General features: G+C 68.5%; 24 protein-coding genes. 6 read left to right on the top strand and 18 right to left on the bottom strand.

What is annotated here, in order from left to right; genetic code table 11:
* Positions 1-4 precede the first annotated feature (4 nt).
* Positions 5-694 (top strand): orotidine-5'-phosphate decarboxylase, encoded by a 690-nt coding sequence (gene pyrF / locus DDE13_RS07155; RefSeq protein WP_111402894.1) that lies wholly within the window; start codon positions 5-7, stop codon positions 692-694.
* A 204-nt stretch (positions 695-898) separates the two neighbouring features.
* Positions 899-2,152, top strand: coding sequence for a DNA polymerase IV (locus tag DDE13_RS07150; protein ID WP_111402892.1), 1,254 nt, complete (start codon positions 899-901; stop codon positions 2,150-2,152).
* Between the two features lie 65 nt (positions 2,153-2,217).
* Here the strand turns inward: DDE13_RS07150 and DDE13_RS07145 are convergent, their stop codons facing one another.
* From DDE13_RS07145 to DDE13_RS07100, 10 genes are all read right to left on the bottom strand, one after another.
* Positions 2,218-3,168: a hypothetical protein gene (locus tag DDE13_RS07145; protein ID WP_162630900.1), complete on the bottom strand. Its 951-nt coding sequence runs from the start codon at positions 3,166-3,168 to the stop codon at positions 2,218-2,220.
* Positions 3,169-3,203: 35 nt separating this feature from the next.
* A complete protein-coding gene (locus DDE13_RS07140) occupies positions 3,204-4,208 on the bottom strand; it encodes a carbohydrate kinase family protein (protein WP_111402890.1) in 1,005 nt (334 codons plus the stop codon).
* Positions 4,205-4,876: a D-lyxose/D-mannose family sugar isomerase gene (locus DDE13_RS07135; protein WP_111402888.1), complete on the bottom strand. Its 672-nt coding sequence runs from the start codon at positions 4,874-4,876 to the stop codon at positions 4,205-4,207. Before DDE13_RS07135 ends, DDE13_RS07140 begins: the two co-directional genes overlap by 4 nt.
* The gene (locus tag DDE13_RS07130) at positions 4,873-6,018 is read right to left on the bottom strand and encodes a Gfo/Idh/MocA family protein (protein WP_111402886.1); all 1,146 of its coding nucleotides are present in this window, start codon (positions 6,016-6,018) and stop codon (positions 4,873-4,875) included. The genes DDE13_RS07135 and DDE13_RS07130 overlap by 4 nt, the downstream gene beginning before the upstream one ends.
* A gap of 4 nt (positions 6,019-6,022) precedes the next feature.
* Positions 6,023-6,847 (bottom strand): class I fructose-bisphosphate aldolase, encoded by an 825-nt coding sequence (locus DDE13_RS07125; protein WP_111402884.1) that lies wholly within the window; start codon positions 6,845-6,847, stop codon positions 6,023-6,025.
* A gap of 51 nt (positions 6,848-6,898) precedes the next feature.
* Positions 6,899-7,627: an SDR family oxidoreductase gene (locus DDE13_RS07120; RefSeq protein ID WP_111402882.1), complete on the bottom strand. Its 729-nt coding sequence runs from the start codon at positions 7,625-7,627 to the stop codon at positions 6,899-6,901.
* Positions 7,627-8,208 (bottom strand): AAA family ATPase, encoded by a 582-nt coding sequence (locus tag DDE13_RS07115; protein ID WP_162630899.1) that lies wholly within the window; start codon positions 8,206-8,208, stop codon positions 7,627-7,629. The genes DDE13_RS07120 and DDE13_RS07115 overlap by 1 nt, the downstream gene beginning before the upstream one ends.
* Entirely contained in the window at positions 8,205-9,089 is an 885-nt protein-coding gene (locus DDE13_RS07110; protein ID WP_162630898.1) for an ROK family protein, read from the bottom strand. Before DDE13_RS07110 ends, DDE13_RS07115 begins: the two co-directional genes overlap by 4 nt.
* Complete coding sequence (locus tag DDE13_RS07105) at positions 9,073-9,978, bottom strand: tagatose-bisphosphate aldolase (protein ID WP_111402877.1); 906 nt, start codon at positions 9,976-9,978, stop codon at positions 9,073-9,075. Before DDE13_RS07105 ends, DDE13_RS07110 begins: the two co-directional genes overlap by 17 nt.
* 129 nt (positions 9,979-10,107) lie before the next feature.
* On the bottom strand, positions 10,108-11,058 hold the full coding sequence (locus DDE13_RS07100; protein ID WP_222626046.1) for a sugar-binding transcriptional regulator: 951 nt from the start codon (positions 11,056-11,058) through the stop codon (positions 10,108-10,110).
* 166 nt (positions 11,059-11,224) lie between these two features.
* On the opposite strand from DDE13_RS07100, the gene DDE13_RS07095 reads away from it, so the two are divergent.
* The 3 genes from DDE13_RS07095 to DDE13_RS07085 are packed head-to-tail and all read left to right on the top strand — an operon-like array spanning position 11,225 to position 13,943.
* Complete coding sequence (locus DDE13_RS07095; protein ID WP_111402875.1) at positions 11,225-12,196, top strand: ABC transporter substrate-binding protein; 972 nt, start codon at positions 11,225-11,227, stop codon at positions 12,194-12,196.
* Between the two features lie 50 nt (positions 12,197-12,246).
* Entirely contained in the window at positions 12,247-13,206 is a 960-nt protein-coding gene (locus DDE13_RS07090; RefSeq protein ID WP_235868625.1) for an ABC transporter permease, read from the top strand.
* Positions 13,203-13,943, top strand: coding sequence for an ATP-binding cassette domain-containing protein (locus DDE13_RS07085; RefSeq protein WP_111402871.1), 741 nt, complete (start codon positions 13,203-13,205; stop codon positions 13,941-13,943). The genes DDE13_RS07090 and DDE13_RS07085 overlap by 4 nt, the downstream gene beginning before the upstream one ends.
* A 123-nt stretch (positions 13,944-14,066) precedes the next feature.
* Here DDE13_RS07085 and DDE13_RS07080 read toward each other — a convergent pair whose 3' ends face one another.
* From DDE13_RS07080 to DDE13_RS07045, 8 genes are all read right to left on the bottom strand, one after another.
* The gene (locus DDE13_RS07080; protein WP_162630897.1) at positions 14,067-16,340 is read right to left on the bottom strand and encodes a hypothetical protein; all 2,274 of its coding nucleotides are present in this window, start codon (positions 16,338-16,340) and stop codon (positions 14,067-14,069) included.
* Positions 16,333-18,171, bottom strand: a complete 1,839-nt coding sequence (locus DDE13_RS07075; RefSeq protein ID WP_162630896.1) for a hypothetical protein — start codon at positions 18,169-18,171, stop codon at positions 16,333-16,335. The genes DDE13_RS07080 and DDE13_RS07075 overlap by 8 nt, the downstream gene beginning before the upstream one ends.
* A gap of 568 nt (positions 18,172-18,739) precedes the next feature.
* Entirely contained in the window at positions 18,740-20,668 is a 1,929-nt protein-coding gene (gene dxs / locus DDE13_RS07070) for a 1-deoxy-D-xylulose-5-phosphate synthase (protein ID WP_111402865.1), read from the bottom strand.
* A gap of 44 nt (positions 20,669-20,712) precedes the next feature.
* Entirely contained in the window at positions 20,713-21,606 is an 894-nt protein-coding gene (locus tag DDE13_RS07065; RefSeq protein WP_394340288.1) for a polyprenyl synthetase family protein, read from the bottom strand.
* A complete protein-coding gene (locus tag DDE13_RS07060) occupies positions 21,603-21,845 on the bottom strand; it encodes an exodeoxyribonuclease VII small subunit (protein WP_111402863.1) in 243 nt (80 codons plus the stop codon). Before DDE13_RS07060 ends, DDE13_RS07065 begins: the two co-directional genes overlap by 4 nt.
* Positions 21,842-22,804, bottom strand: coding sequence for a histone deacetylase family protein (locus DDE13_RS07055; RefSeq protein ID WP_111402861.1), 963 nt, complete (start codon positions 22,802-22,804; stop codon positions 21,842-21,844). Before DDE13_RS07055 ends, DDE13_RS07060 begins: the two co-directional genes overlap by 4 nt.
* 142 nt (positions 22,805-22,946) lie before the next feature.
* The gene (locus DDE13_RS07050) at positions 22,947-23,660 is read right to left on the bottom strand and encodes a response regulator (RefSeq protein WP_235868624.1); all 714 of its coding nucleotides are present in this window, start codon (positions 23,658-23,660) and stop codon (positions 22,947-22,949) included.
* 4 nt (positions 23,661-23,664) lie between these two features.
* On the bottom strand, positions 23,665-24,150 hold the full coding sequence (locus DDE13_RS07045; RefSeq protein ID WP_111402909.1) for a MarR family winged helix-turn-helix transcriptional regulator: 486 nt from the start codon (positions 24,148-24,150) through the stop codon (positions 23,665-23,667).
* A 157-nt stretch (positions 24,151-24,307) separates the two neighbouring features.
* Here DDE13_RS07045 and DDE13_RS07040 point away from each other — a divergent pair, with 157 nt between their 5' ends.
* A complete protein-coding gene (locus DDE13_RS07040; RefSeq protein ID WP_111402859.1) occupies positions 24,308-25,177 on the top strand; it encodes a branched-chain amino acid aminotransferase in 870 nt (289 codons plus the stop codon).
* Positions 25,178-25,183 lie beyond the last annotated feature (6 nt).

Below are 25,183 nucleotides of genomic sequence, written 5' to 3'. Positions count from 1 at the left end.
TGCCATGACCGACGACCGCCTGATCGTTGCCCTCGACGTGCCCGATGCGCTGGCGGGGCTGAAACTCGCCACTGACATCGGCGACGCGGTGTCCTTCTACAAGATCGGGCTGGGGATGCTCACCGGCGGCGGGCTGGCGCTTGCCAACGAACTGAAACAGGATCACGGCAAGCGCATCTTCCTCGACATGAAGCTGTTCGACATCGGCGCGACGGTCGAGGCCGCGGTGCGGGGCCTCGCGCGCTTCGATCTCGATTTCCTGACCGTGCATGGCGACCCCCACGTGGTGCGTGCCGCCCGCGAAGGCGCCGCCGGGTCGAACCTGAAGATCCTCGCGGTGACGATCCTGACCTCGCTCGACCGTGCCGATCTCGACGCAAGCCTCATCCGCGACGGCGCCATCCCCGAGCTTGTCACCGAACGCGCCGCCCGCGCGTTCGAAGCCGGGGCACATGGTGTCATCGCGTCCCCGAACGAGGCCGCGGTGATCCGCGCCCTGCCCGAATCCGCCGCGCGCCTGATCGTCACCCCCGGCGTGCGCCCCGCCGGGGCCGATGCGGGCGACCAGAAACGCATCGCCACGCCGGGGGCCGCGATCCGGGCCGGGGCCGATCACATCGTCGTCGGGCGCCCGGTCTGGCAATCGCCCGACCCGCGCAACGCGGCCCGCGTGATCCTGTCCGAGCTGCCCTGAGCGTCAGCCGTCGGGTCATACAACGAGTCATATGAAAGTCATACGCGAGTCACATGGAATTCATATGCGCGCTGATGCACGTCGCGCAGCAAAGCGCGCGATCCGCCGCATCTTCACACAATGCAGTCCGTGCTGGATCTCCGACGCGACTCCTACAAGACTCCTACAGGAGTCCTGCGCCGGTTTTGGTGCCCGGAGACCCCGATGCCTGCTCTCTGCCGCGACTGCCTGACGACCTTCGACCACGGCACCCGCTGCCCCGCCTGCGGGCGGCCAAGGGTCGTATCGCACCCGGAACTGTTCGATCTGACCATCGCGCACATGGATTGCGACGCCTTCTATGCCTCTGTCGAGAAACGGGATAATCCGGAACTCGCCGACAAGCCCGTCATCATCGGCGGGGGACGGCGCGGGGTCGTGTCCACCGCCTGCTACATCGCCCGCATCCGCGGCGTGCGCTCGGCCATGCCGATGTTCAAGGCGCTGAAGCTCTGCCCCGACGCCGTGGTCATCAAGGGCCGGATGCACGCCTATGCCGACGCCTCCCGCGCGATCCGCAACCTCATGGAATCGCTCACACCTCTGGTCGAACCCCTGTCGCTGGACGAGGCATTTCTGGACCTCTCCGGCACCGCGAAACTGCACGGCGCACCCCCGGCGGTGATGCTCGCCCGGCTGGTGCGGACCATGGAAACCGAGCTTGGCCTGTCGGGCTCCATCGGCTTGTCGCACAACAAGTTTCTGGCGAAACTCGCCTCGGAAATGGACAAGCCGCGCGGCTTCGCCGTCATCGGTCGCGCCGAGACCGAAGACCTTCTGCGCGACCGACCCGTCAGCGACATCTGGGGCGTCGGCGCCGCCGCCCGCACCGCGCTCGACGCCGCGGGCATCCGCACCTTCGCCGACCTGCGCCGCTGGGACCGGCGTGACCTCGTGGCACGCTTCGGCGGCTTCGGCGACCGGCTCTGGCATCTTTGCCGCGGGCAAGACAGCCGCCCCGTGTCACCGGATCATCCCGTGAAATCAATCAGCAAGGAAACCACCTTCGCCGAGGACACGGCCCATGACGACGTGCTTGATGGCCATCTGTGGCGGCTGTCGGAACAGGTGGCGGACCGCGCCAAGGCCAAGGGTCTCGCGGGTCGGGTGGTCACGCTGAAGATCAAGCAATCCAGCCATGCCGTCGCCACCCGCCGCCACGCCTTGCCCGCGGCGACGCAGCTTGCCGACACGATCTACCGCGAATCCCGCGCGCTTCTGGACCGCGCCGGGGTGGCGGGACCGTTCCGGCTGATCGGCGTGGGCATTTCCGACCTCGTGCCCGCCCATCTGGCCAGCGATACCGGCGACCTGCTGGACCCGAACGCTGCCCGCCGCGCCGCCGCCGAGCGCGCCACCGACGCGATCCGAGCGCGCTTCGGCCACGATGCCATCGTGAAGGGCCGCGGCCTGCGCTAGACCGCCCGGCGGACCATGCCGCGGCCTGCACGCCACCGCATCACCAGTCACGCTGCCCGCGCGTTTCAGCGCATCCGCGCCGCCGTCAGCCGGATCGCGGTGCGAAACAACTGCCCGGCCCGAAAATCATGCGCCGTGCGAAGACCGCGCGCCGCCAAAGGCGATGCCCCCAGCGATGCGCCCGCGCCCAGATCGAAGGCCGCCGCGACGGGTTCCACCCCCAACGCGTAGTGCCCCCCGTTCCAGGGCGCCCCGGCCCGGCCGCCGTTGGAGATCCACAGCATCACAGCCGGAAAGACCGACGCGTCGTATTGGAGATGCTGCACCGCGCGGGTCGACAGGTCGGCAAGGCGCACGCGCCCGCCCGTGGCACGCACCAGCACGCGGATTTCGCAGGGTTTTGCCAGAGGAAGCCGCGACAGGTCGCAAACCCGGCCCGCGCGGTCGGTGACGCTGCGCAGGCCGGAAAAGACCCCGCCGGGCACCAGCGGCGACGGGTCGGGCTGGGGATCGGCGGGATGGGTGAACACGGTTTGCGCGCCCGCGATGTCGATGCGCATCGCGCCGACCGTCCGCGGCAGGCGAAAGACGGGGTGAAGGCCGATGGGGAGGCGCGCGTCCCGGCGCGGCATCGCGGTCACACCCAACGCGACACCGCCCGGCACCGGCGCGGCGCGGCGTTCCAGCCACGCGATCGGGTGGGTGGACGGCAAGGCGATCCGCGCTTCGATCCCGCCCGCAGCAGGGCGCAGGTCCCAGTCATGGTTGGCGGCATACCCATGCGGAAAAGGGTCTTCCCAGCTTTCTGCAGGGCGCCAGTCCGCCGGCAAGGGTTCGCCGGGCATGCCGAACGGGATGCACGGCCATTCGCCCGCCAGCCCCGCCATAAGGCCCGGCTGCTCGTCCCCGTCGGCAGTGCCAACCCACGGCGCCCGGTGCAGCGGGTGCAGCCAGCGCCCGCCCGGCAAACGCAGCGCGAGATCGCGGATCATCGCGCCCCGCGGGTGCATCGTCATGCGCCCGTGCGGCCAGCGCCGGGTCACCGCAGCGGTCACGGGCGCGGCACGTGGCCAAGCACCCCGCGCAGAACCGTCAGCCCCCCCGTCGCCGTCGGCGCGGCAAGGCAGGCGCGGGCGGCGCGAAAGCCCAGTTCGACCGCGCGGTCCCGCGGCCAGCCGTCATGCAGCCCATGAAGCACACCCGCCGCAAAGGCATCGCCCGCGCCGACCGGACTTACGACATCCTCGGGCGGCACGGGTGGGGTATCGAATACATGCGCCGCCGCGTCTTCGAACCAGACCACGTGCGCGGCGGAATGCAGGATCACCGCGCGGCGCACACCGCCATCGCACAGCGCGCGGGCGGCGCCTTCCATCCCCCGTACATCGCCGGCCCCGACGATGGACAGCCCGGTGGCGCGCGCCGCCTCGATCTCATTGAGCAGAAGTATGTCGATCTCGGGCAGCGTGGCCATCACCGTCTCGCGGTATTGCGGGCCGCGGGCGGACACGAGATCCACGCAGGTCAGCATCTCCCGGCCGCGCGCATCGGCCAGCACATGGGCGGCGGCGGTGCGTCCGTCCGGCCCGATCCGGTCCAGCGCGCCCAGAAGCGTCAGGTAGCCGAGATAGAATATCCGCGCGCCCGCGTCGGCAAGGCCGGGCACGTCGATCGCCGCCGCATCCAGCAGGTCGTTGGCACCGGGGTGATAGAAGAATGTCCGGCTGTCGCCCGGCACATTCATCACCAGCGTCTGCGCCGTGGTGGCCGAAGCGGTGCGCCCGATCCGGTCGGTTGGCAGCCCCGCGGCACGGCACAGGCGCAGCACCTCGTCGCCGACCATGCCCGCGCCGATCAGCCCGACCGGGAACACCGGATAGGGCGCGCCCATCGCGGCCAGCGCGCCCGCGACATTGGCCGCCCCGCCACCCAGCCCCGTGGTCTGCGCCGTGATATGCACAAGCTCCGACTTGTCCGGCCAGTGCGGCAGGTCGTTGACCATGTCGAGGATCCAGTTCCCCGCGCAGGCGATGCCGCGCCGGGTGCCCTGTCTCATGCGGCCCCCCCTTCGTTCCACAGCAGGCGATGCGCCGGCGCATCCTCGTCGATGGCGCTGAACCGGCCCAGCGGTTCGAGAAAGAAGTTGTCGCCCTTGTCGTCGTTGCACTGGCTCACCTCGGCCACGAAAACCGGCGCGCCCTCACCCCAGAAGCTGTGCTGAAGCCCGCGGGGGATCGTGATGCTTTGGCCCGCGCGCAGGCGATGCACCTGGCCGATGGCCGGGACCGGCATTCCGTCGATCATCGCCGTGTCGTCCAGCGGTTCGCCGTCCGCGGGGGTCACGGTGCCCTCGGCGGTGAATTCCACGCACAGGGTGCCGCCGCCGCGCACGATGATGTCTTCCAGCTTCATCTTGTGGGCGTGGAAGGGCGTCACCTGATCGACCCCGACGAAGAGCAGCTTTTCCGCATAGGGGCGTTCGCCGGGAACCCCGGCCAGCCCGTTGCGCACGCAGAACAGCACCAGCCCGCGGCGGGCAAAGTCGCCGAGCCCGAAATCCGTCACGTCCCAGCCGATCTGGCGCTCGGCCAGCCAGCGGCTCCGCTCCGGGTTGGCGGCGTGGTCGGCGGGGGTCCAGGCGGCGAAATCTGGCATCGCCCAGCCGTGGTCTGCCAGCTGCCGTTCGGCCGCCGCGATGGCGGCATTCACGTCGGAACGTTTCATGCGGGATACTCCACTTCGATGTTGCGATGTTCGGTGCCTGCCGCCAGCGCGGCGGTCAGGATGGCATGGTGCTGCGCGGCCTCAAGCGGGGTGGCACAGGGAAATCCCCGCGCATCCCCGCCCGCCAGCTCGTCGACGAAGGCGGCCCACATCTGCTGGATGGCATCTGTGAAGCCGAACTCGAAGATGCCGCCCGTGATCGCGGGGAAAAGCGGCTGATAGCCCAGATCCTCCACCTGCCATGTCTGGCGCCCGCCGGGTTCGTAGGTCATGAACCGCCACTGGCGCGGCGACTTGGTGGTGAATTCGGCCGATCCGGACATGCCAAGGACGCGCAGCGACCACGTGTTCGCCTCCCCCGGCGCGATGCGCCATGTCTTCAGCACAAGTGGAAATTCCGCCGCCCCTTCGCCCACGGTGCCGGTGATCGTGGCGTTGTCCCATGTCTCGCAGGGGACATGCGCGCCGGTCCCGTCGGGACGGGTCGTCACGCGTTTCACGAGGCCCGCCTGCACCGATCGCGGCAGCCAGCCCAGCCGCAGCGGGACGTGGCAGACATGCATGCCAAGATCCCCCATGCAGCCATAGGCGCCGTTCACGTCGATCATCCGCTTCCAGTTGATCGGCTTGTCCGGGTTGATGTCCGACGAATGCAGGAAGGCGCATTCCACTTCGAGGATCTCGCCCACATGGCCCGCGCGCGCGAAATCGACGACCTTCTGCGCGCCGGGATAGAACGGCATTTCCGACGAGCAACGCACCAGCAGGTCGGGGCGCGCGGCGATGGCCGCCATGATGGCGTCGTTCTGCGCCCGGTCCATGCCGAAGGGCTTTTCCCCCAGCAGATGCTTTCCCGCGGCGAGGATCTCGGGGTAGATCGCGCCGTGCAGGACATGCGGCACCGCGCAATAGACCGCGTCCACCGCGTCGTTCGCCAGCAGGTCGCGGTAATCGGTCGTGGTCTGGCACACCGATGGCAGATGCGTCGTGAACCAGTCCATCAGGTCCGCGTTGGTGTCGCAGACCGCGACGATCTCGGGTCGGGCGGGCATGGCTTGCAGATGCATCCAGCGCGCGGCGGCCGAGGCGAACTCGCGGCCCATCAGTCCGCAGCCGATGATGCCGAAACGGATCGTGCGCATCGCGTCAGCCGATCTTCGCCAGCGCGTCGGCGACCGTCGCACCGTCATGCACGATGGCCATCAGCGCCGCCGTCATGCCCGCCGGGTCCGCATGGTGGATCACGTTGCGGCCATAGACGATGCCGCGCGCCCCCTGGTCCATCAGGGTCCGGGTGCGGGTCAGGATCTCGGTGTCAGACACCTTGCCGCCGCCGCGCACCAGCACCGGCACGTCCTGCGCGATCTCGATCACGCGGTGATATTCAGTGGGGTCGGTGCAGGGATCGGCCTTGATGATGTCGGCACCCAGTTCCACCGCCTGCCGGACCAGCGGCAGGATCATGTCGATATCGCCGTCCACCATGTAACCGCCCTGCGCGTTGTCCTGCATCACCAGCGGTTCCACCATCAGCGGCATCCCCGCGTCGTCGCAGGCGGGCTTGAGCACGTTGATGTTGCGGATGCAGGCTTCGTGCATCTCGGGCTGGTCGGGCAGCATCAGAAGATTGACCACCACGCAGGCCGCATCCAGCCGCACCGCCTGTGCCACCGGCTGCGCGATCAGTTCCGAGAACAGCCGCCGCGGCAGGGGCGACCCGTAGACATTGGCGACATCCGTGCGCAGCACAAGCGCCGGGCGGTCGCGGCCGGGTCGCGCCTGCAACAGCGGCGCGGTTCCCGGCGGCAGCTGGATGGCGTCGGGGCGCGCGGCGGCGACCGTTTCGATCGCGCCGTGCATGTTCTCGATCCCCGACAGGAAGCTCTTCTCGTTGAACATCCCGTGGTCGATGGCGACATCGAAGCAATTGCCCGATACGCCGAACAGCCTTTTTAGGCGTGCCTGTTTCATGGTTCCTCCCTCATGGTCCTGCGTCTGTTGCGGCCCCCTACCGCACGCGTGTCAGCAGGCGGTATAGCCGCCATCGATGGGCAGCGACACGCCCGTGATCATGGACGCGCCGTCGCCCAGAAGAAAGACGATGGGCGCCGCGATCTCGTCCTCGGTCGCCCAGCGGCCCAGCGGCATCTGCGACAGGAACGGACCTTCGATCTCGGGGCGGCCCCAGTACCACGCGGACATCGGGGTCATCACGACCGTGGGATGCACGCCGTTCACGCGGATGCCGTGGGGCCCCAGTTCCAGCGCCGAGACACGGGTGATGTTGTCGAGCGCCGCCTTCGACGCGCCGTAACAGATATGCCCCTTCAGCGCGACGAGCGCGGCCTGGCTCGACACGTTGACAATGGCGCCGCCGCGGCCCAGCCGGATCATGCTGCGCGATGCGTACTTGGTCACGAGAAGCGCCCCGCGGGTGTTCACGGCGATCACCTTGTCGAAGACGTCGATATCGGTGTCCATGGGCGTGGCGATCTCGCCCCCCCAGCCGCCGCAATTCACGACCCCCCACAGGTCGAGATCGCCGAGGGCGTCCCGCACGCTGTCCTCGGACGTCAGGTCGAAGGCCAGTGTCGTGCAGCCCGTTTCGGCGGCGAGTGCGGCAAGCTTGTCTTCGTCGCGCCCCGCCGCGATCACCTGCGCGCCCGCCCGCACCAGATGGCGCACCGTGGCGGCACCGATGCCGCCGCTGGCCCCGGTCACGAGGATCGGGCCCTTGTCGAATTCCGTCATCACATCTCTCCTCCCTCAGGGTTCGTCGGACCGCCCGTCCGCAACAGGTCGGCCACGGCGCGCAGCGGTGCAGGGTCGTCGGGCGGGCCGTCGCCGCGCGCCCGCACCACCGGGCCAAGCGACACGGGGCAAGCGCACCGGGCAAGCTCCAGCAATTCGTCGGCATAGGATGCCGGGGGATGGCCCGGTCGCCGCACGGCGCTGCGGGCGCGATACCGTACGGCGGCGGTTTCCGGTGGAATGTCGCACCACAGCTCGATCACGCGCGCGACCCCGGCGCGGGCAAGATGGTCGCGCAGGACCGTGTCCGGCTGGAAACCGTGCCATGCGTCGATCACCGGGACCAGATCATCGGGAAAGGCCGCGATCGTGTCGAAGATCGCCTGATAGCTCGCGCGCCCCAGCATCCGGTTGTGGTCGCGGTCCCCGGTGCCGACATGATCGAACAGCGCCTCCTTCACGGTATCGAGCGCGAAGGGCACCGCCGCCAACCCTTCCGCGTGAAGATACGGCAGAAGCCGCGCCGCAAGGGCCGATTTGCCGCTGGCGGGGACGCCGTTGACAAGGACAACCCGCTTCACGGCGCCCGCCCCGCGAAGACCGACAGCCCCGCGCCGATCACGCCCGCATCGTCGCCCAGCGTCGCCGCGGCAAAGGGTTGGCTGTACCAGCCGTCGCGCGCGGGCAGCCGGTCCAGCGCGGCGGCCATCGCCCCGCCCAGCCCGCCGCCGATCACGACCCGCACCGGGTTGACCACCGCCGCCAGCGTGTGCAGCGCGCGCTGCATGGGCAGCGCCCAGCGGTCCAGCACTGTTGCCGCGACCGCATCGCCCTGTACTGCGCGGTCAAGAAGATCCTCGGCGCGCGTTCCGGGTGCAAGTCCCTCCGCCAGCACCAGCGCGCCGAGCGCGGTACCGGAGCTGAAGGTTTCCACGCACCCCCGCTGCCCGCACCGGCACGGCGGCCCGCCCGCATCCACGACGATATGGCCGAACTGCCCCGCCACGCCGCCACCATGCCAGGGACGACCTTCGCTGACCAGCGCGCCGCCAACGCCAGTGCCGACCGTGACCATGGCCACCAGGCCGCGCGCGTCGGCCGGGCCGCACGACACTTCGGCCAGCAACGCCATGGCCGCGTCGTTTTCCACCCGGACCGACAGTCCCGCCGTCGCGCCCAACCGCGCCCGCAGGTCGAGCCCGGCAATGTCGAGATACCCCGCCGACAGGATCGCGCCGGTGCCCCCGTCCACGCGCCCCGGAATGCCGATGCCGATCCCGGCACATCCTGTATGGTTCAGCGCCTCCACCAGCCGCGACACCTGCGCGGCGAAGCCCGCGCGATCCGGCTGCACGGCTTCGATGCGCCGGTCCCGCATCGCCCCGTCACGACCGATGATCGCGGCACGAATGCGCGTGCCGCCCACGTCAAGCCCGATGGCCGTATCAGCGGGCCGCGGCATGGCTGTCGAGAATGCCTTGAATCTCGCCCAGTCGTGACGATGCGACAGTGTCGAGACGGTCGCGCCGGACATCGGGATCGAGCGAGATGCAATCCTTCCACAGCGCCCGCCCGGCAATCACACCGGAGGCCCCGTTCTGCATGGCCGTCTCGACCTGACCCACGAATGTCGCGTGGTCCACCCCGGCGGACAGTACCGCCCATGGCACCCCGTCGCACAGCGCGGTGATCTGCGCGCAGGCTTCCGCGGTCGCGGGATACGGCAGTTTGAGAACCTTGGCACCCAGCTCCAGTGAAATCCGCGCACTGTCCACGATCAGGCCGGGAAAGGCGGCGGCATAGTCGGCATCGCTTTCGCCTGCGAGTTGGTAGGTCAGGATCTCGACCACCAGCAAAAGGTCCTCCGCCGCGAAATCGGCCACGCAATCGCGGATGATCTGGATGTTCACGTTGTTCGCCGCAGGCCGGTCGGGGCGCAGATAGACCATCAGCTTGGCCCCGGTACCGCCCAGTTCCCGCACCCGCCGCGCGGTGATGCCCGGCACGAGCTTCGACAGGCGATAGCCCTGCGCGTCCACGTCCCAGCCCGACGCATCAAGCCCGATCAGCAGCCCGGTATCCCGCGCCAGAACTCCGTCATCGACCACGTTCGGCACCGCGCAGACCGCATCCAGAAGCACGCAGGACGCCTTGTTCGCAAGGTATCGCACGATATCCGCCTTCACGATGCCCAGTTGCGCCTCATCGATGGCGGACTGGGCTTCGGGCGTGTCGGCGAGCACCTTGCGCATGCCCCCCCGCTGGTCGCAGGCCACGACCATCATCAGCCCGTTGGACCCGCATATCTGCTGGTATCCGCGCCGCTCCGAAGTGGTCATCGTCAAGGGCATGGGTCCGGATCCTCGTCTTTCTGGGTTGGCAGCGGCGCGCAGCTTGGCGCCCCCAGAGGCATAGCCGCCGCGGCTAGCCCTATCAACAATAATTTGCTGAAATATCTTTCTCGCATCCCTGCCGGACAGCTAGGCCATGTCTTCCGGACCGGTCAGGTCCAGCGCATCAAGTACCGCGCCCGCGGTGCGCGTATCGGTGACAAGCGCGTTGATCATGCGAGACCGGGCCGCGCCGATGATGGCATCGACCTTGTCGCGTCCGGTCGCAACGCCGATCCCCAGCGGCACGCGGCGCAGTTGCGCGCAGCTCATGGCCATCAGCCGGTCTTGACCCGGCCACGCGATCTCGGCCCCGGTCACGTCGAAATAATGGCGCACGACGTCGCCGGCGATGCGGTCGGCGCGGTCGGCGGGAAAGCCGACCTCGCGGCGGCTCGCGGCGCTGCGAAAGGCGCCGATCCCGACGATCGCGGCGTCGACACGATCCCAGCATTTCATCACATGGGCCATTTGCGGGTCTCGCAGAAGTGCTGCATGCAGTTCCGGCGACGGCAGGGACGGCGCATAGAGAAGCCGTGGTTCCGCCGCCATCTGTTCGGCCGCCATGCGCACGAATTCGTTGATCTGGAAATGCGACGCTGTCTGGTGCATCCCCCCGGTCGTGGGCACGACCACCGCGCCCGGCAACGCGGGCAGACCGGCGGAGATGACGCCCTGCACGGTCCGGCCCCAGCCGACCGCAAGAACCGCACCGCGCGGCAGTGCAGCCTCGGCCAGCAACGCCCCGACCTGCGATGCCAGCGCCGCCACCCGGTCGCTTTCGAGCACGCGCACCTGGCGCAACGGCAACGCCGCGCGCAACCGGTCGCCGATCTCGTCAGCCTCGTCGAGATCGATGACCTGGATGCGCACGATGCCTTCGTCGCGGGCCCGCGACAGCAGCCGCGACACCGTCGCCGTCGAAACCTGCATCCGGCGGGCGGTTTCCATCTGGGAAATGCCCTCGACATAATGCAGCCGCGCGGCAGTATGCATCAGGCTGCGGTTCATCAGGCGGGTGGGTCGGGTCGGGTCGGTCATGGGCCCCATGCGTGAAACAAATTTCAGGTATTTTATTCTTGCCCTGTCGCCATGGGCTGGGCAATCCTTCTTTCGTCAAACTTGATTTGATTCGACGCGGAGTCACCGCGGCGATGCATTACCGGCCCGCTTTCAGAGGCCGGGATCAAAGGGAGGAAACCGATCCATGCGAAATCTCGTGACTTCGTGCGCCCTCGTGGCGGCACTGGCCGGCGCGTCCGTGGCACAGGCCCAGGACGACATCACCATCACGCTGGTGCCCGGCCTGACGACCGACGCCTTCTACATCACCATGAACCGGGGCGCGCAGGCGGCCGCCGATGCACTTGGGATCACGGTGGATTTCCAGGGCGCGGAAGAATTCGACCCGGTCCTTCAGACGCCGGTCCTCGACGCCGTGATCGCGCGCGGCCCGGATGCGATCCTCATCGCGCCGACGGACAGCACCCAGATGATCGAACCGCTGCGCCGCGCCCATGAAAACGGCATCCCGATCATCACCGTCGACACCTTCATCGACGACGGCCAGTATCAGGACGGCGCGGGCGACGGCGATTTCCCGATGTCCTACATCGCGTCGGACAATGTCGGCGGTGGGCGCATGGCCGCGCGTTTCATGGCCGACGCGATCGGCGGCGAGGGCAAGGTCTACGTGTCCAACGTGCGGCCCGGCATCTCCACCACCGACCAGCGCGAGGAAGGATTCAAGGCCGAGATGGCCGCGAACTATCCCGACATCGAGGTGCTGGACACCCAGTACAACGAGAATGACGCCTCGCTCGCGGCTTCGCAGTTCCAGGCGGTGATGGCCCGCAACCCCGACATCAAGGGCGTGTTCGGCGCCAACCTGTTCTCGGCGCTCGGCGCAGGCAACGGGGTGGATTCCGCGAACATGGCCGACGACGTCACGGTCATCGCGTTCGATGCGCCGAAAAGCATCGTGGACAACATCTCCTCCGGCCTCGTCGACGCGGCCATTGCCCAGCACCCCGCGGAAATCGGGTATTTCGGCGTGATGGCGGCCTATGCCGTGCTGACCGGCCAGTCGGTACCCGTATCCATCGGAACGGGCTTCACGGTCATCAATGCCGACAATGTCGGTGACGAGAACATCGCGAAGTTCATCTACTCCGAATGAACCCCGCGCTGACAACACCAAAGACAGGGGCTTCATTCCTGAAGTCCCTGTTGAACGCCTGGTCCTGGCTGTTTCTCATCCTCATCCTGGGCTTCTTTGAACTCTATGCGCAGTCGGAAACCGGCGGCACCTTCATCTTTCGCGCCTATAACGTGCAGGCCATCGCGGTCGCGGCATCGCAGATTCTGCTGCTTGCGCTCGGACTGACACTGGTGATCGTGGCGGGGCATATCGACCTGTCCATCGGCTTCACCACCGGGCTGGCCGCGGTCGTCATGGCACTCGTGATCCGAGGGCTCGGGGTCGATGGCGGCTGGCTGGCGCTCCTGCTCGCCGTACTCGTGGGGCTGGGGGCGGCAAGTCTTGTCGGGCTCGTCAACGGTTGGCTCGTCGCCTATCTGAACGTGCCCAGCTTCATCGGGACGCTGGGCACCTACGGCATCGCACGCGGCATGGCGTTGATCGTGGCGGGCGGCGCCACCGTGTCCGTGCGCAGCGACGAATTGCGCGCCTTCGGCAATGGCGACATCCTCGGCTTTCCCGTTCCGGTCGTGATCGCGGCCCTGCTGGCGATCGCGTGCCACTACCTGCTGACGCATACCCGGTTCGGGGTGCATACCTATGCGCTCGGCGCGAACCGGGCGTCGGTCGAGCGCGCAGGGGTGGACGTGAAACGCCACCTGATCCTGCTCTTCGTGATCTCGGCCGTGACGGCAGGGATCGGCGGGCTGATCTATACCGGGCGCTTTTCCGCCGGTGCCGCCAATGCGGGGGAACCGATCCTGCTTTACGCCGTGGCCGCGGTGTTCATCGGCGGCGCATCGCTGACCGGCGGACAGGGGACTGTCACTGGGACCGTCATCGGCGCCTTCATCATCGCGGTGATCCAGTTCGGGCTCGTGTTCTGCGGTCTGCCACCCTACTGGCAGTTCGTCGCCGTGGGGCTCGTGATCATCGTCGCTGTGCTGGTGGACCAGTCCAAGGGCCGGCTGACGGGAGGACGGCCATGACAGCCTTGCTCCAGGTACGCGGGCTGAAGAAGCGCTTCGGCGGGATCGAAGCGGTCAGCAACGTCACCTTCGACGTGAACGCAGGCGAATGCGTGGTCCTGGCCGGCGACAACGGCGCGGGCAAGTCCACGGTCATCAAGATGATCTCCGGCGTGCATGCCCCGACGGAGGGAAACGTGCAGTTCGACGGGTCGCTCCTGACCGGACGCTCGCCCGAGGCGGTGCGCAGTGCCGGGATCGAGACGATCTACCAGGATCTCGCGCTTGCCGACAATCTCGACCCCGGATTGAACCTCTATCTCGGGCGGGAACGGACGCGGCGGGTCTGCGGTCTGCCCTTCCTCGATCGTCCCGAGATGCGGCGCAACGCGGTGGAGGTTCTGCGCAATCTCGGCATCGTCATCCCTGACCCGTCCGCCCCGGTGCGGGAATTGTCGGGCGGGCAGCGGCAGGCCATCGCCATCGCGCGCGCCGTTCACTGGCAGGCGCGGCTGGTCATCATGGACGAGCCGACGGCGGCGCTCGGCGTGCCCGAACAGCGGGAGGTCATGGCGCTGATCGACCGGCTGAAGTCGAAGGGCGTTGGGATCATCTTGATCTCGCACAACCTGCCGGACATCTTCGCCGCCGCGGACCGGATCATTGTGCTCGCCCGTGGCGTCGTCGCGGGGGAACGTCGGCCGGCCGAGACCAGCGACGAGGAAATCGTGCGCATGATGATGGGTGCCACGCTCTGACTTGACCGCGGTCCCGGTCTGCACCGGGGCCGCTGCGACGCGGCAGATGCGTCGAAAGCATGCGCCGGGAACAAGTTACTCAGGGACCGGACGGACCGCCACCGCCGCACCCCGGCACCCCGGTTACCCGGCGCAGCCCGCTGCGCGCAGGGTCGCGGCGGCCCCGTCGAGCGGGTAGAGCACATCGATGCGGCTGTCCTCCAGCAGGGTCACCCGCAGGGTGCGGCCCGACAGGATCGCTTGCGCCAGCGCCGGATCTGGGCTGCCGTTCATGAAGGCCCGGTAGCTGCCGAAGGCGACGTCCTCCGACAGGGTGGGGTCACCGTCCACGGTCAGCCGCAGCGTCGCGTCGCCGCGCACCGGGAAATCACCGCCGAGGAAATAGGGATAGCCGCCGCAATAGAGCCCAAGATTGGGCAGGTCCGTCCGCTGCAGGTCAAGCCACGCGACCGGGGTCGGCTGCACATTGCCGTTGAAATCCCGCGGCAGGCTTTCGCCGATATCCCCCGCCTGCCATAGCAGCCCCAGCCCGGTCAGGTCGGTGCGCGGCCGCGCCGCCGGGGCTTCGGGCGGCGGCGGACAGGCCAGCCCGCCCAGCCCCGCCGCCAGCCCTGCCAGATCGAAGCTGCGCGTCAGCATGTCGCCCGGTTCCATGTCGGGCCGCCCCACCATCAGCCGCTGCCCCGTGGCCATCGCCGCCAGCAGTGACGCGGGAAGGGGATCGACCGTCACCAGTTCCGTACTGAAGGACGATGCGAAGCGCGCGGGCAGTTCGGTCTCAGGCCCCCCATCCACCGATAGCGCCAGCGTGAAGGCGAGGCTTGCTTCGAAACCGGGCGGGGGCACGTATTTGCCCGCGGGATCGAGCACGAAGCGCCGGTCGCAGGTCAGCGTCAGCCGTTCCAGCACGGTGTTGGGTTGGCCCAGAGTCAGCGCGGGCGCGCCGCGCGGGTCGTCGTCCCACCGCTCGGTCGGCATCCAAGCGCCGCGCACCCATTCGCCGCCGAAGCCGCCCGGTGTCGTGCTGAGCCAGGGTTGCTTGTTGGCGCAGTCGAAACCGGGCAGCGCGTCGGACGATCCGCGCAGACCGAAGGTGAGAGTGTCGGTCACGGTCCCGCCCGCGTCCTTCAGGCGCACAATCACGGAGCTGCCCCGGCGCAGGGCGTTCATCAGGCCAGTGCGAAATTCGGCATGGCCAAGGTCCTGCTCGATCCAGCGCGCGGGGACGGTTTGCTCGTGCAGGATGCCGCCCGCGCCCCGCACCTCCAGCGTGATGGCGTACAGCGCGGCTGGGTCGCGCAGCGGGCCGACCACGAGGGCCGGTGCGGAGCGCGCGTTGCAGGCAGCCATGAGGATCGTGCCCCGCTCGTCGGTCACGCCGCTACCGCCGATGATCCGGTCGGCCCATGCGGGGAATGGATCGTTGCGGATCAGCTCGGCGTAGGCGAACCACGACCCCGGCGGAGGCATCTGGGTACCGTCCTGCACCACGAGCCTGAATCCTCCGGTCGCAGGCGGCGCGCGCGGCGCGGGGTCGAGGTCGATGGTCTGCGTGGTACCGGTGGACGCGTCGAGGTCAATCACCGGTGACGTTCCGACAGGCGGGTCGAGGTCGATGACTGCCCCGGTGCTGCTTGTCTGCGGATCGAGGTCGATCGCCGATCCTGCGTTGGCGGCGGGCGGGTCGAGGTCGATCATCGGTGCGGACGCTACCGGTGAATCGAGATCGATGGCCGCCCCGGTACCGGAAGTTGACGGGTCGAGGTTGATGGCGGTGCCCGCAGTTGTCAGCGGGTCAAGGTCGATCCGCATGCTGCCGGGTCCGGACGGGACCGGAACCGGTGCCGCCGCGACCGCGCCAGGCATGGGCGGCAGCGGGGCTAGAGGGGTCACGGCAGTCAGGGGCGGCGGCGCGAAAGACGGTGCGCCCGGCTGAGCTTCGACCGGAGCCGGGGCCGCATGCCTCGACGGGCCGGCGGCTTCGGGCGAGGTTGCGACCGACGGTGCCTGACCGGGAAGACTTGCCACAGGAGGGGCTTCGGGGATGCCCGCTACCGGAGGTGCCCCTGGAACGCCCGCCACCGGGGGAGGCCCGGGAACGCCCGGCATCGCCATGCCGGGGGAAAGCTGCTGCATCACCGCCGCCTGCGTGCATTCCACGAAGATCAGCCCGTAACGCTGCATCGCATCCAGCGGCACGCCCATGAAGTCGTTGGCCAGGAGCTTGTCCAGCGCCGCGCCGTCGATCCCTTCCGCCTGCGATCTTCCTATGGCACAGCCGCACAACTGCGGAAACTGCGGGTTCGCGGCCTGGCAGATCGCCATCGGGCCCGCCGCCGCCGCACCGCCCGCAAGCCCCGCGGCCAGTGCCGCGGCGCGCCACAATCCGCTAGTCAAGGCTGATGACCGCGGGCGGCGGTGCGAAGGTGTCCTTGGACCGGTCTTCGAGGTCGAGATAGAGGGTCGTTTCCTCCTGGTAGTCCCAGTACCACACCCGGCCCGTGAACCCGCCCACGCGCTGGCTGTTCGTCGTCCAGTGCATCAGCGCTTCCTGGTCGCTGCGGGTGAGCGGATCGGTGCGCACCTCGGACCCGCGCCCCGGCACGCCGTACTTGGTGATCGTCGCCTCGTAGACGGGCTGCGCCAGCGATCCTTCCCAGCTCCGGACATAGGAAATCGCCTTCACGTTCCGGTCCATGTCGAGGACGGCATAACCCCGTTCATTGGCCCCGCCCCGGAACCGGATGCGCGCCGGATCCTCGCTGTCGGGGCCGGCCGCGCCGAACACGGCCTGGGCCGCGGCCGTGAACTCCGCCTCGGACATGCCCAGCGTCAGGCCGCGGATTTCCACGTCATAGGGATCGACTCCTTCGAAGGTTTCAGGCGCGGGCGTGCGCAGGGCGATCTCGACCGGGCCAACATAACGAGGGTATGTCGCCTCGTGCAGCAGCTTGCCGCTGTTGCCCTCCGTCACGCGGATCGCTTCGATCCGCGCCAGAAGGAACTTCTCGGCATCCGTGCCGAGCCGGTTTTCCACCGTCTCCGCCTTGACCGGGCGCACCACGACCTCGGCCATGCCGCGCAGGTTCAACCCGATGGCGCGGGCCGTGTCCTGATCGGCGGGAAAGCCTTCGAGCGCGTCGCCGTTCTCGAAGGCGAGCCCGAAGTGGGTGGTCCGTTCGGGCGCTCGGATGACCTGCTGCGACCGGCTCCGGCGTTCCACGTCATCCGGATATGCGACGAAAGGGAAATCGTGCTCGTACCGGACCACCCCGCCCATGGTGATCGGGAACACCCCGGTCGCCATGTCATAGGGACCCACATCGGCGTTCACCGTCAGCCGGAAGGCGCGGGCGGGGTCGATCCGGGCGTAATAGTCCTGCGCCTGCGCGATCAGCACCTGTTCCACCGCGTCGCGGGCGAAGATGTCGGCGCGACCCAGCACCGGATCCTGCGATACGAGCCGCGCCCAGTCCGGGGTCGGACCGTCCACGATCTTGTGCCACAGCATCGCCATGGTCAGATCGTCGGGGCTCGCCATCACGTCGCGCGCCGCCGCGCGGGCCGCCGGCATGTCCGCCGCGGCGACCGGGTCCACACTGCGGGAAAACAGCGGATTGCCCCGGTCGTCTTCCACCTGCGCCGACAGGACCCGGCCATAGATGCGGCGGGTCGCGTCCCGCACCGGCGGCGCGGGCTGGGCCGCGATGGGCTGGAGCCGGAATTCGACGACGACCGACGGTTCGCGCCCGGCGGAGGCCATGATCGCGCGCGCCTTGTCCTCGCTTTCCGGCCAGAAATGGAAATCCGGCGCATTCAGGAAATGCAGCTCGTAGTTTCCGTCGAGCGCGCGTCCCGCGAAATTGTCCTCCGTGAACGGATTGCCCTCCAGCGGCAGCGGGATGTACGAGGCCCCGGCGAACAGGCTGTCGAAGAAGCCGCCCTCGCGCGGGTCGTATTCCGACAGCCGCGACCGGATGCGCAGGACATAGATATCGTCGGTGATGTCGATGGAGGCCACGTCCGCCTCCATCCGCGCGACCTGCGACTGGAGGATCCCGGGGCGGTCGATCTCCGCGGCGCGGGCATAGGTTTCGCTGGTCAGTGCAATCAGATCGAACCTCGGCTGGACCCCGGTTTCCTGGTGCCAGAACAGCGCGGCGCGGCGCGGGTCGGCTTGAACGTCGGCGGCGCGGGCCTGAACGGCGGCAAGAAGTGCTGCAAACACGGCAATGATCGCCAAGCGAAGCGTGGCATGGCGTGCGGACATGAGCGGACTGGACAACATGAGCGACTCGAACTCCGGTTTCGACGCCGAAAGGATAGCGAAGTCTGGGATATCGCCTAGACAAATTCGCGCCCACTTCTTGTGCAGCGCTCGCCGAGAATTGCAGCTCCAGACAAAAGTGCATTTTTTCAGTATTTTGTATTTGGCGTCACCGTAGCGCCGCGGTCGTGTGACATGAAAAATTCATACAACAACGTCAGCCGAAGCACGCGCTTCCACGGGCCGTTCCGATCCTCCCTTCCCCGATCTGACCGAGGCACGGTCGGCAAAATCGCAGCCCCGCAGAGCATCCGCACAAAGGTCCAAAGCGGTTAACCGGATGTGCACCCAGGTTGCGGCATCCATGGTCGCGCACCGGACAGCCGATGCAGGCAAAGCCGCCGCGAGATGCCTGTCATGGGGCGGTGGCCGGGTCCTTCGGCAGGGACCTGTCCGCGCCGCTTGCGCACCCGAGCGCGAGGTTTCCCGACGGGCTTCCTGCGGGGTTCCGGTCAGACTGGCGGTCGGTTCACCCCCGCCGCGCGTCCAGCCGCTCCACCCCCAGAACGTCCAGCACCTTCGCTTCGATATGCGCAGCATCCATGGCGGCGTTCGCATACATCTCCGCCGGGCTCGCGTGGTCGATGAACGTGTCCGGCAATACCATAGACCGAAACTTCAGCCCCCGGTCGAACACGCCCGCCTCCGCCAGAAGCTGCGCGACATGGCTGCCGAATCCGCCGACGGCGCCTTCCTCGACGGTGACCATCGCGTCATGCTCCGCCACCAGCCGCAGGATCAGGTCGCGGTCCAGCGGCTTGGCGAAGCGCGCATCGGCCAGGGTCGGCGTGATACCCCGTGCCGCCAGCCGTTCCGCGGCCTTCTCCGCCTCTGCCAGCCGCGCACCGAAGGACAGGATCGCCACACCGGACCCTTGCCGCACGATCCGGCCCTTGCCGATCTCCAGCGGCGTGCCGCGCGCCGGCATCTCCACGCCCACCCCTTCGCCCCGCGGATAGCGGAACGCGATGGGGCCATCGTCATGGGCGGCGGCGGTGGCCACCATGTGCATCAACTCGGCCTCGTCCGCGGCAGCCATCACTACGAATCCCGGCAGGTTCGACAGGAAGGCGACGTCATAGGCACCCGCATGGGTCGCGCCATCCGCGCCGACCAGCCCCGCGCGGTCGATGGCGAAGCGCACGGGCAGCCGCTGGATCGCCACATCATGCACGACCTGGTCGTATCCGCGCTGCAGGAAGGTCGAATAGATCGCGCAGAAGGGCCGCAGGCCACCGGCCGCCAGCCCGGCGGAAAATGTCACGCCATGCTGTTCCGCGATGCCCACATCGAAGATCCGCGACGGGTAGCGGTCGGCGAAACGGGTCAGCCCCGTGCCATCCGGCATCGCCGCCGTCACCGCCACGATCCGGCTGTCCGCCGCAGCCTCGGCCAGCAGGGCATCGGCGAAGACGTTGGTATAGCTCGGCGCGTTCGACTTGGCCTTGGCCTGCGCGCCGGTCTGCACGTCGAACTTCGCGGTGGCATGGCCGCGGTCCGCGCGCGCCTCGGCCGGGGCATAACCCTTGCCCTTGCGGGTGATCGCATGGATCAGGATCGGCCCCGTGGCCCGTGCCTTGACCGTGCGCAGCACCGGCAGCAACTGGTCCATGTCGTGCCCGTCGATGGGGCCGAGATAGCTGAAGCCCAGCTCCTCGAACATGGTGCCGCCCACCGTGAGGTGCTTGAGCATGTCCTTGGCGCGCTTCGCCCCTTCCTGGAACGGCGGGGGCAGCAGGCTCACGGCGCCCTTGGCCGCCGACTTGAACTCCTGGAACGGCGCCCCGGCATAAAGCCGCGAGAGGTAGGACGACAGCGCCCCCGTGGGCGGCGCTATCGACATCTCGTTGTCGTTCAGGATCACGATCAGGCGTTTCTTCAGATGCCCCGCATTGTTGAGCGCCTCGAACGCCATGCCTGCCGACATCGCCCCGTCGCCGATCACCGCAATGGCATCGCCCGCGCCTTCGGGCGGCGCACCACCCAGGTCGCGCGCCACCGCGAACCCCAGCGCCGCCGAGATGGAGGTGGACGAATGCCCCGCCCCGAACGGATCGAACGGGCTCTCGCTGCGCTTGGTGAACCCCGACAGCCCCCCGGTCTGGCGCAGGGTCCGGATGCGGTCCCGGCGCCCGGTCAGGATCTTGTGCGGATAGCATTGGTGGCCCACGTCCCAGATCAGCTTGTCCCGCGGCGTGTCGAAGACCGCGTGCAGCGCCACGGTCAGTTCCACCACGCCCAGCCCGGCGCCCAAGTGCCCGCCCGTGACCGACACGGCGCTGATCGTCTCGGCCCGGACCTCGTCGACCAACCGTCGAAGTTCGGCATCCGACAGGGCCTTCAGGTCGGCAGGGCTGGCCACGCGGTCCAGAAGCGGCGTCTGCGGTCGGTCGGTCATGCTGTCCTTCCCGCCGGGGCGGCGTGGGGCGGCAGGGCGCCGCTCTAGTGGCTGCGGGAGATAACGAAGCGCGCCGCCGCCCGCAAGGTTTCGGCCCGGTCGCCATAGGATGCCAGCGCGTCGCAGGCGTCCTCCACCAGCGACCTTGCCCGCGCCCGCGCCGCATCCAGCCCCAGCAGCGACACGAACGTCGCCTTGCCCGCAGCGTCGTCCTTGCGCAGACGCTTGCCCGCCGCCGCCGGGTCGCCCTCCACGTCCAGGATGTCGTCCGCGATCTGGAACGCCAGCCCCAGCGCCGCAGCATAGGCTGTCAGAGGCGCCGGATCGACCCCGGCCATGCGCGCGCCCGCCTCTGCCGACCAGCCGATCAGCGCGCCCGTCTTGTTGGCCTGCAGCGTCGTGATCTCGTCCAGCGTCAGCGGCGCGGCGGCGCTTTCGGCGGCGATGTCCTGCGCCTGCCCCAGCACCATGCCCGCCATCCCCGACGCGCGGGCCAGCGACGCCACCAGATCGAGCCGCCGCTCCGGCGGGATCCCGTCCGCCCGCGTCACGAGATCGAACGAGAGCGTCTGCAACGCGTCGCCCACCAGCACGGCGGTGCCTTCGTCCCAGGCGCGGTGCACCGTGGGCTGACCCCGGCGCAGGTCGTCGTCATCCATGCAGGGCAGGTCGTCATGGACCAGCGAATAGGCGTGCAGCGCCTCGATCGCCGTGGCGGGCCAGATCGCATCGGCCCGCGCGACCCCGTGCAACGCCGCCGATTCCAGCACGAGAAACCCGCGCAGACGTTTGCCGCCGCGCGTGGCGTACCCCATCGCCGCGACCACCGGCAGGTCCGGCCCGCCCGACAGCACATGATCGAAACAGCCTTCGATATCCCGCGCCGCCGCCACCAGTGCCGCCTCGAACGACGGCGCGCCGTCCTCCGCCGACGTCACTGGGTGTCCATGGGCACCGACCCCTTGGGCTGGCCCTGTTCGTCGAGCGTGATGGTCGCCACCTTTTCCTCGGCCGCCTGCAGTCGCGCCGCGCAATGGGCTTTCAGCGCCGCGCCGCGTTCGTAAAGCGCGATGGAATCCTCCAGCGGCACGTCGCCGGATTCCAGCCGCCCCACGACCTTCTCCAGTTCCGCCATGGCGGTCTCGAAGCTCATGTCCTTCACATCCGTCTCGGTCATTGTCCGCGGCCCTCTTTGGTTCCTGCCCCGCCGCGATCCATCAGCACGCCCAGATGGGCGGCGACGCTGTCGGCGAGCGCGTCGAGGTCATATCCCCCTTCGAGTACCGAGACCACCCGGCCCCCGCAACTCTCGTCCGCGACATCGCACAGCCGTTCCGTGATCCAGGCGAAATCGTCCGTCCCCAGCGCCATCTGCGCCAAGGGGTCGGCGCGATGGGCATCGAACCCGGCAGAGACGAGCAACAGTTCCGACCGGGCCGCGCGCAGCGCCGGCAGCACCCGCGCCTCGAACACCGCGCGATACGCGACCCCATCGGTGCCCGCGGGCAGCGGCAGGTTCAGGATCTGCCCGTGCGCCCCGCGCTCCCCCGCCGCACCCGTGCCGGGGTAGAGCGGCGACTGGTGCGTGGACACGAAGGTCGCGCGCGGCTCGTCCCACAGCAGATCCTGCGTGCCGTTGCCGTGATGCACATCGAAATCCATCACCGCCACGCGGGCCAGACCATGCGCCTCCAGCGCGTGCTTCGCCGCCACCGCCACGGTTCCGAAGAGGCAGAACCCCATTGCCGTTTCCCGTTCCGCATGGTGCCCCGGCGGGCGCAACGCGCAAAAGGCGTTCCCCACCTCGCCTGTCATCACGGCGTCCACTGCCGCCACCGCGGCCCCTGCGGCCCGGCGCGCAGCGGTCTCGCTCGCGGCCATCACATGGGTATCGGCATCCAGCGATGCCCAGCCCTCCGCCGGGGCCGCAGCTGCGACCCGGTCGAGATACCATTGCGGATGGCAGCGCAACAGCGCCTCATCCGCGACCATGGGCGCCAGCCGCCGGTCGAGCGCGGCAAAGCGCGGATCGTCCAGAGCCTTCATGATCGCGTGATACCGCGCGACCTGTTCGGGGTGACCGGGCGGGGTCACGTGGGACGCCGCATCCGGGTGATGGTACAGGGCCGTTGTCATGCCGCGACCCTAGAACGGCGCAGGGCCCTCCGCAATCGGGCGCCCGCAACCGTGGGACCCACGGGACCCGACGCCGCAAAAGCGGCGGTGGGGACATGTCGTGCCGCGGCACGCGGCGCATTGTGGCAAGCACGGCGCAGGCTCAGTCGCTCACCAGCATGTAACCCGCGCCGCGCACGGTCTGAAGGTAGCGCGGCTGTTTCGGATCGGCCTCGATCTTGCGCCGGAGGCGGGTGATCTGCACATCCACGGCGCGTTCCTGCGCCTGCCCCCTGTCGCGGCCCAGCTCCTCCGCCAGTTGTGCCCGGCTCAGCGCCGCACCCAGCCGCGCCGCGAATATGCGCATCAGGTGCTGCTCGGTCGCCGTCAGCCGGATCACCTCCGTCCCCTGCCACATCTCGCCGCGCTCGGTGTCATACCGCACCGGACCAAGGCTCAGGATCGCCCCGTCCCCCGCGGCACCCGGATCGGGTGGCGGCATACGCCGCAGGATCGCGTTGATCCGCAGCAGCAACTCCTTCGGCTCGAAGGGCTTGGGCAGGTAATCGTCGGCCCCGGCCTCCAGCCCCGCGATCCGGTCCGCGGTGTCGCCCCGTGCGGTCAGCAGCAGGATCGGCGTCGCGATATCCTCGCGCAAGCTGGCCGTCAGGGTGATCCCGTCCTCCTCCGGCATCATCACGTCCAGCACGATCAGATCGAAATCAAGCCCCTCCAGCAGCCGCCGCGCCTGTGCCGCGTCCCGCGCGACACTGACCCAGAACCCGTGACGGCGCAGGAATTTCTGCAGAAGGCCGCGGATGCGTTCGTCGTCGTCCACCACCAGAAGATGGGTGTCGGGCATGTCGGTCGCACTCATCGGTTCACTCGGCAAGACGCGCATACTGGCGGCGGATCTCGGGCTCCATCATCGCCTCCAGCACGCGGCGGAACCCGGCCACCGCTTCGGGGCCCGCCTGCCGGTACGCCTGCCGCATCCGGGCCTGCTGCGCGTCCGACAACTGCGATTCCAGCGCCACTCCTGCCGCTGTCAGGTGCAGGTGTCGCTCGCGACGGTCCTGCGCGCCCACGCGTCCTTCGACCAGGCCATCGGCGATCAGCGTCCGCAGCACCCGGTTCAGCGACTGCTTCGTCACCCCGAGAATCGCCAGCAGGTTCGTCACCGTTGTGCCCGGGCTGCGGTTGATGAAATGAAGCGCCCGGTGATGCGCCCGACCATAGCCATGCTGGTCGAGAATGCGGTCCGGATCCGACGTGAACCCCCGGTAGGCGAAGAACATCGCCTCGATCCCTTGGCGCAGCTGTTCGTCCGTCAGGAACAGCAGCTTTTCCCCGCCTTGTCCGTCCATGTCCGTCTCCATCGCCACGCTTGCGGGAAGTTTATGTCAGCCTTGTTGACTTTCCAAGTGCCCGCGGCTAGAACCGCGCAGATTTTTGGCAATAAATGGTCCGAGCCGGCCATGAATTGCGCAACATCCGGAAACCGGCAGGCGGAAAGGGAATTCCATGGCGGGAAGCTACGACGATCGCGACGGCATGATCTGGCTCGACGGCAAACTGGTGCCGTGGCGGGACGCCAATGTGCATATTCTCACCCATGCCATGCATTACGCGTCGTCGGTATTCGAGGGCGAGCGCGCCTATGGCGGGACCATCTTCGAATCGCGCCGCCATTCCGAACGCCTTCGCGCGTCGGCCAACCTGATCGATTTCGACATCCCCTGGACCGTCGATGAAATCGAGGCCGCGAAATACGAGGTCATGCAGGCCAACAACCTGTCCGACGCTTATGTGCGCGCCATCGCGTGGCGCGGCGCGGGCGAGGACATGGGCGTCGCCTCGGCCCGCAACCCGGTCCGCATGGCCGTCGCGGCCTGGACCTGGGGCAATTATTACGGCGACGCCAAGACCCGCGGCGCGAAGCTCGACATCGCGAAATGGAAGCGGCCCAGCCCGGAAACCGCCCCCAGCCAGGCCAAGGCCGCCGGGCTCTACATGATCTGCACCATGTCCAAGCACACGGCCGAGGCGAAGGGCTGTTCCGACGCCATGATGTTCGACTATCGCGGCTACGTGGCCGAAGCGACGGGCGCCAACATCTTCTTCGTCAAGGACGGCGAGGTGCACACGCCCAAGCCCGACTGCTTCCTGAACGGCATCACGCGGCAGACCGTGGTGCAGATGCTCAAGGACCGCCAGATCGCCGTGCACGAACGCCACATCATGCCCGAGGAGCTTGAAAGCTTCCAGCAATGCTGGCTGACCGGCACCGCCGCCGAGGTGACGCCGGTGGGCCAGATCGGCGATTACAATTTCGAGGTGGGCGCGATGGCCCGCGACATCGCCGAGGCCTACGAGAAACGCGTGCGCGCCTGACGGGCG

Origin of the sequence: Meridianimarinicoccus zhengii (genome assembly GCF_003254465.1) — a bacterium.
Lineage (GTDB): Bacteria > Pseudomonadota > Alphaproteobacteria > Rhodobacterales > Rhodobacteraceae > Meridianimarinicoccus > Meridianimarinicoccus zhengii.
The sequence above is the reverse complement of the archived record's forward strand: the minus strand, read 5'-3'. Positions and strand labels throughout refer to the sequence as shown.

Bases quoted from the DNA above. Each gene is read 5' to 3' on its own strand.
- DDE13_RS07105 (WP_111402877.1), bottom strand. From the start codon at position 9,978: ATGCCCTTGACGATGACCACTTCGGAGCGGCGCGGATACCAGCAGATA.
- DDE13_RS07085 (WP_111402871.1), top strand. From the start codon at position 13,203: ATGACAGCCTTGCTCCAGGTACGCGGGCTGAAGAAGCGCTTCGGCGGG.
- DDE13_RS07060 (WP_111402863.1), bottom strand. From the start codon at position 21,845: ATGACCGAGACGGATGTGAAGGACATGAGCTTCGAGACCGCCATGGCG.
- DDE13_RS07150 (WP_111402892.1), top strand. From the start codon at position 899: ATGCCTGCTCTCTGCCGCGACTGCCTGACGACCTTCGACCACGGCACC.
- pyrF (WP_111402894.1), top strand. From the start codon at position 5: ATGACCGACGACCGCCTGATCGTTGCCCTCGACGTGCCCGATGCGCTG.
- DDE13_RS07100 (WP_222626046.1), bottom strand. From the start codon at position 11,058: ATGACCGACCCGACCCGACCCACCCGCCTGATGAACCGCAGCCTGATG.
- DDE13_RS07110 (WP_162630898.1), bottom strand. From the start codon at position 9,089: ATGCCGCGGCCCGCTGATACGGCCATCGGGCTTGACGTGGGCGGCACG.
- dxs (WP_111402865.1), bottom strand. From the start codon at position 20,668: ATGACCGACCGACCGCAGACGCCGCTTCTGGACCGCGTGGCCAGCCCT.
- DDE13_RS07045 (WP_111402909.1), bottom strand. From the start codon at position 24,150: ATGGACGGACAAGGCGGGGAAAAGCTGCTGTTCCTGACGGACGAACAG.
- DDE13_RS07125 (WP_111402884.1), bottom strand. From the start codon at position 6,847: ATGAAACAGGCACGCCTAAAAAGGCTGTTCGGCGTATCGGGCAATTGC.
- DDE13_RS07050 (WP_235868624.1), bottom strand. From the start codon at position 23,660: ATGAGTGCGACCGACATGCCCGACACCCATCTTCTGGTGGTGGACGAC.
- DDE13_RS07055 (WP_111402861.1), bottom strand. From the start codon at position 22,804: ATGACAACGGCCCTGTACCATCACCCGGATGCGGCGTCCCACGTGACC.
- DDE13_RS07095 (WP_111402875.1), top strand. From the start codon at position 11,225: ATGCGAAATCTCGTGACTTCGTGCGCCCTCGTGGCGGCACTGGCCGGC.
- DDE13_RS07120 (WP_111402882.1), bottom strand. From the start codon at position 7,627: ATGACGGAATTCGACAAGGGCCCGATCCTCGTGACCGGGGCCAGCGGC.
- DDE13_RS07140 (WP_111402890.1), bottom strand. From the start codon at position 4,208: ATGAGACAGGGCACCCGGCGCGGCATCGCCTGCGCGGGGAACTGGATC.
- DDE13_RS07040 (WP_111402859.1), top strand. From the start codon at position 24,308: ATGGCGGGAAGCTACGACGATCGCGACGGCATGATCTGGCTCGACGGC.
- DDE13_RS07145 (WP_162630900.1), bottom strand. From the start codon at position 3,168: ATGACGATGCACCCGCGGGGCGCGATGATCCGCGATCTCGCGCTGCGT.
- DDE13_RS07135 (WP_111402888.1), bottom strand. From the start codon at position 4,876: ATGAAACGTTCCGACGTGAATGCCGCCATCGCGGCGGCCGAACGGCAG.
- DDE13_RS07130 (WP_111402886.1), bottom strand. From the start codon at position 6,018: ATGCGCACGATCCGTTTCGGCATCATCGGCTGCGGACTGATGGGCCGC.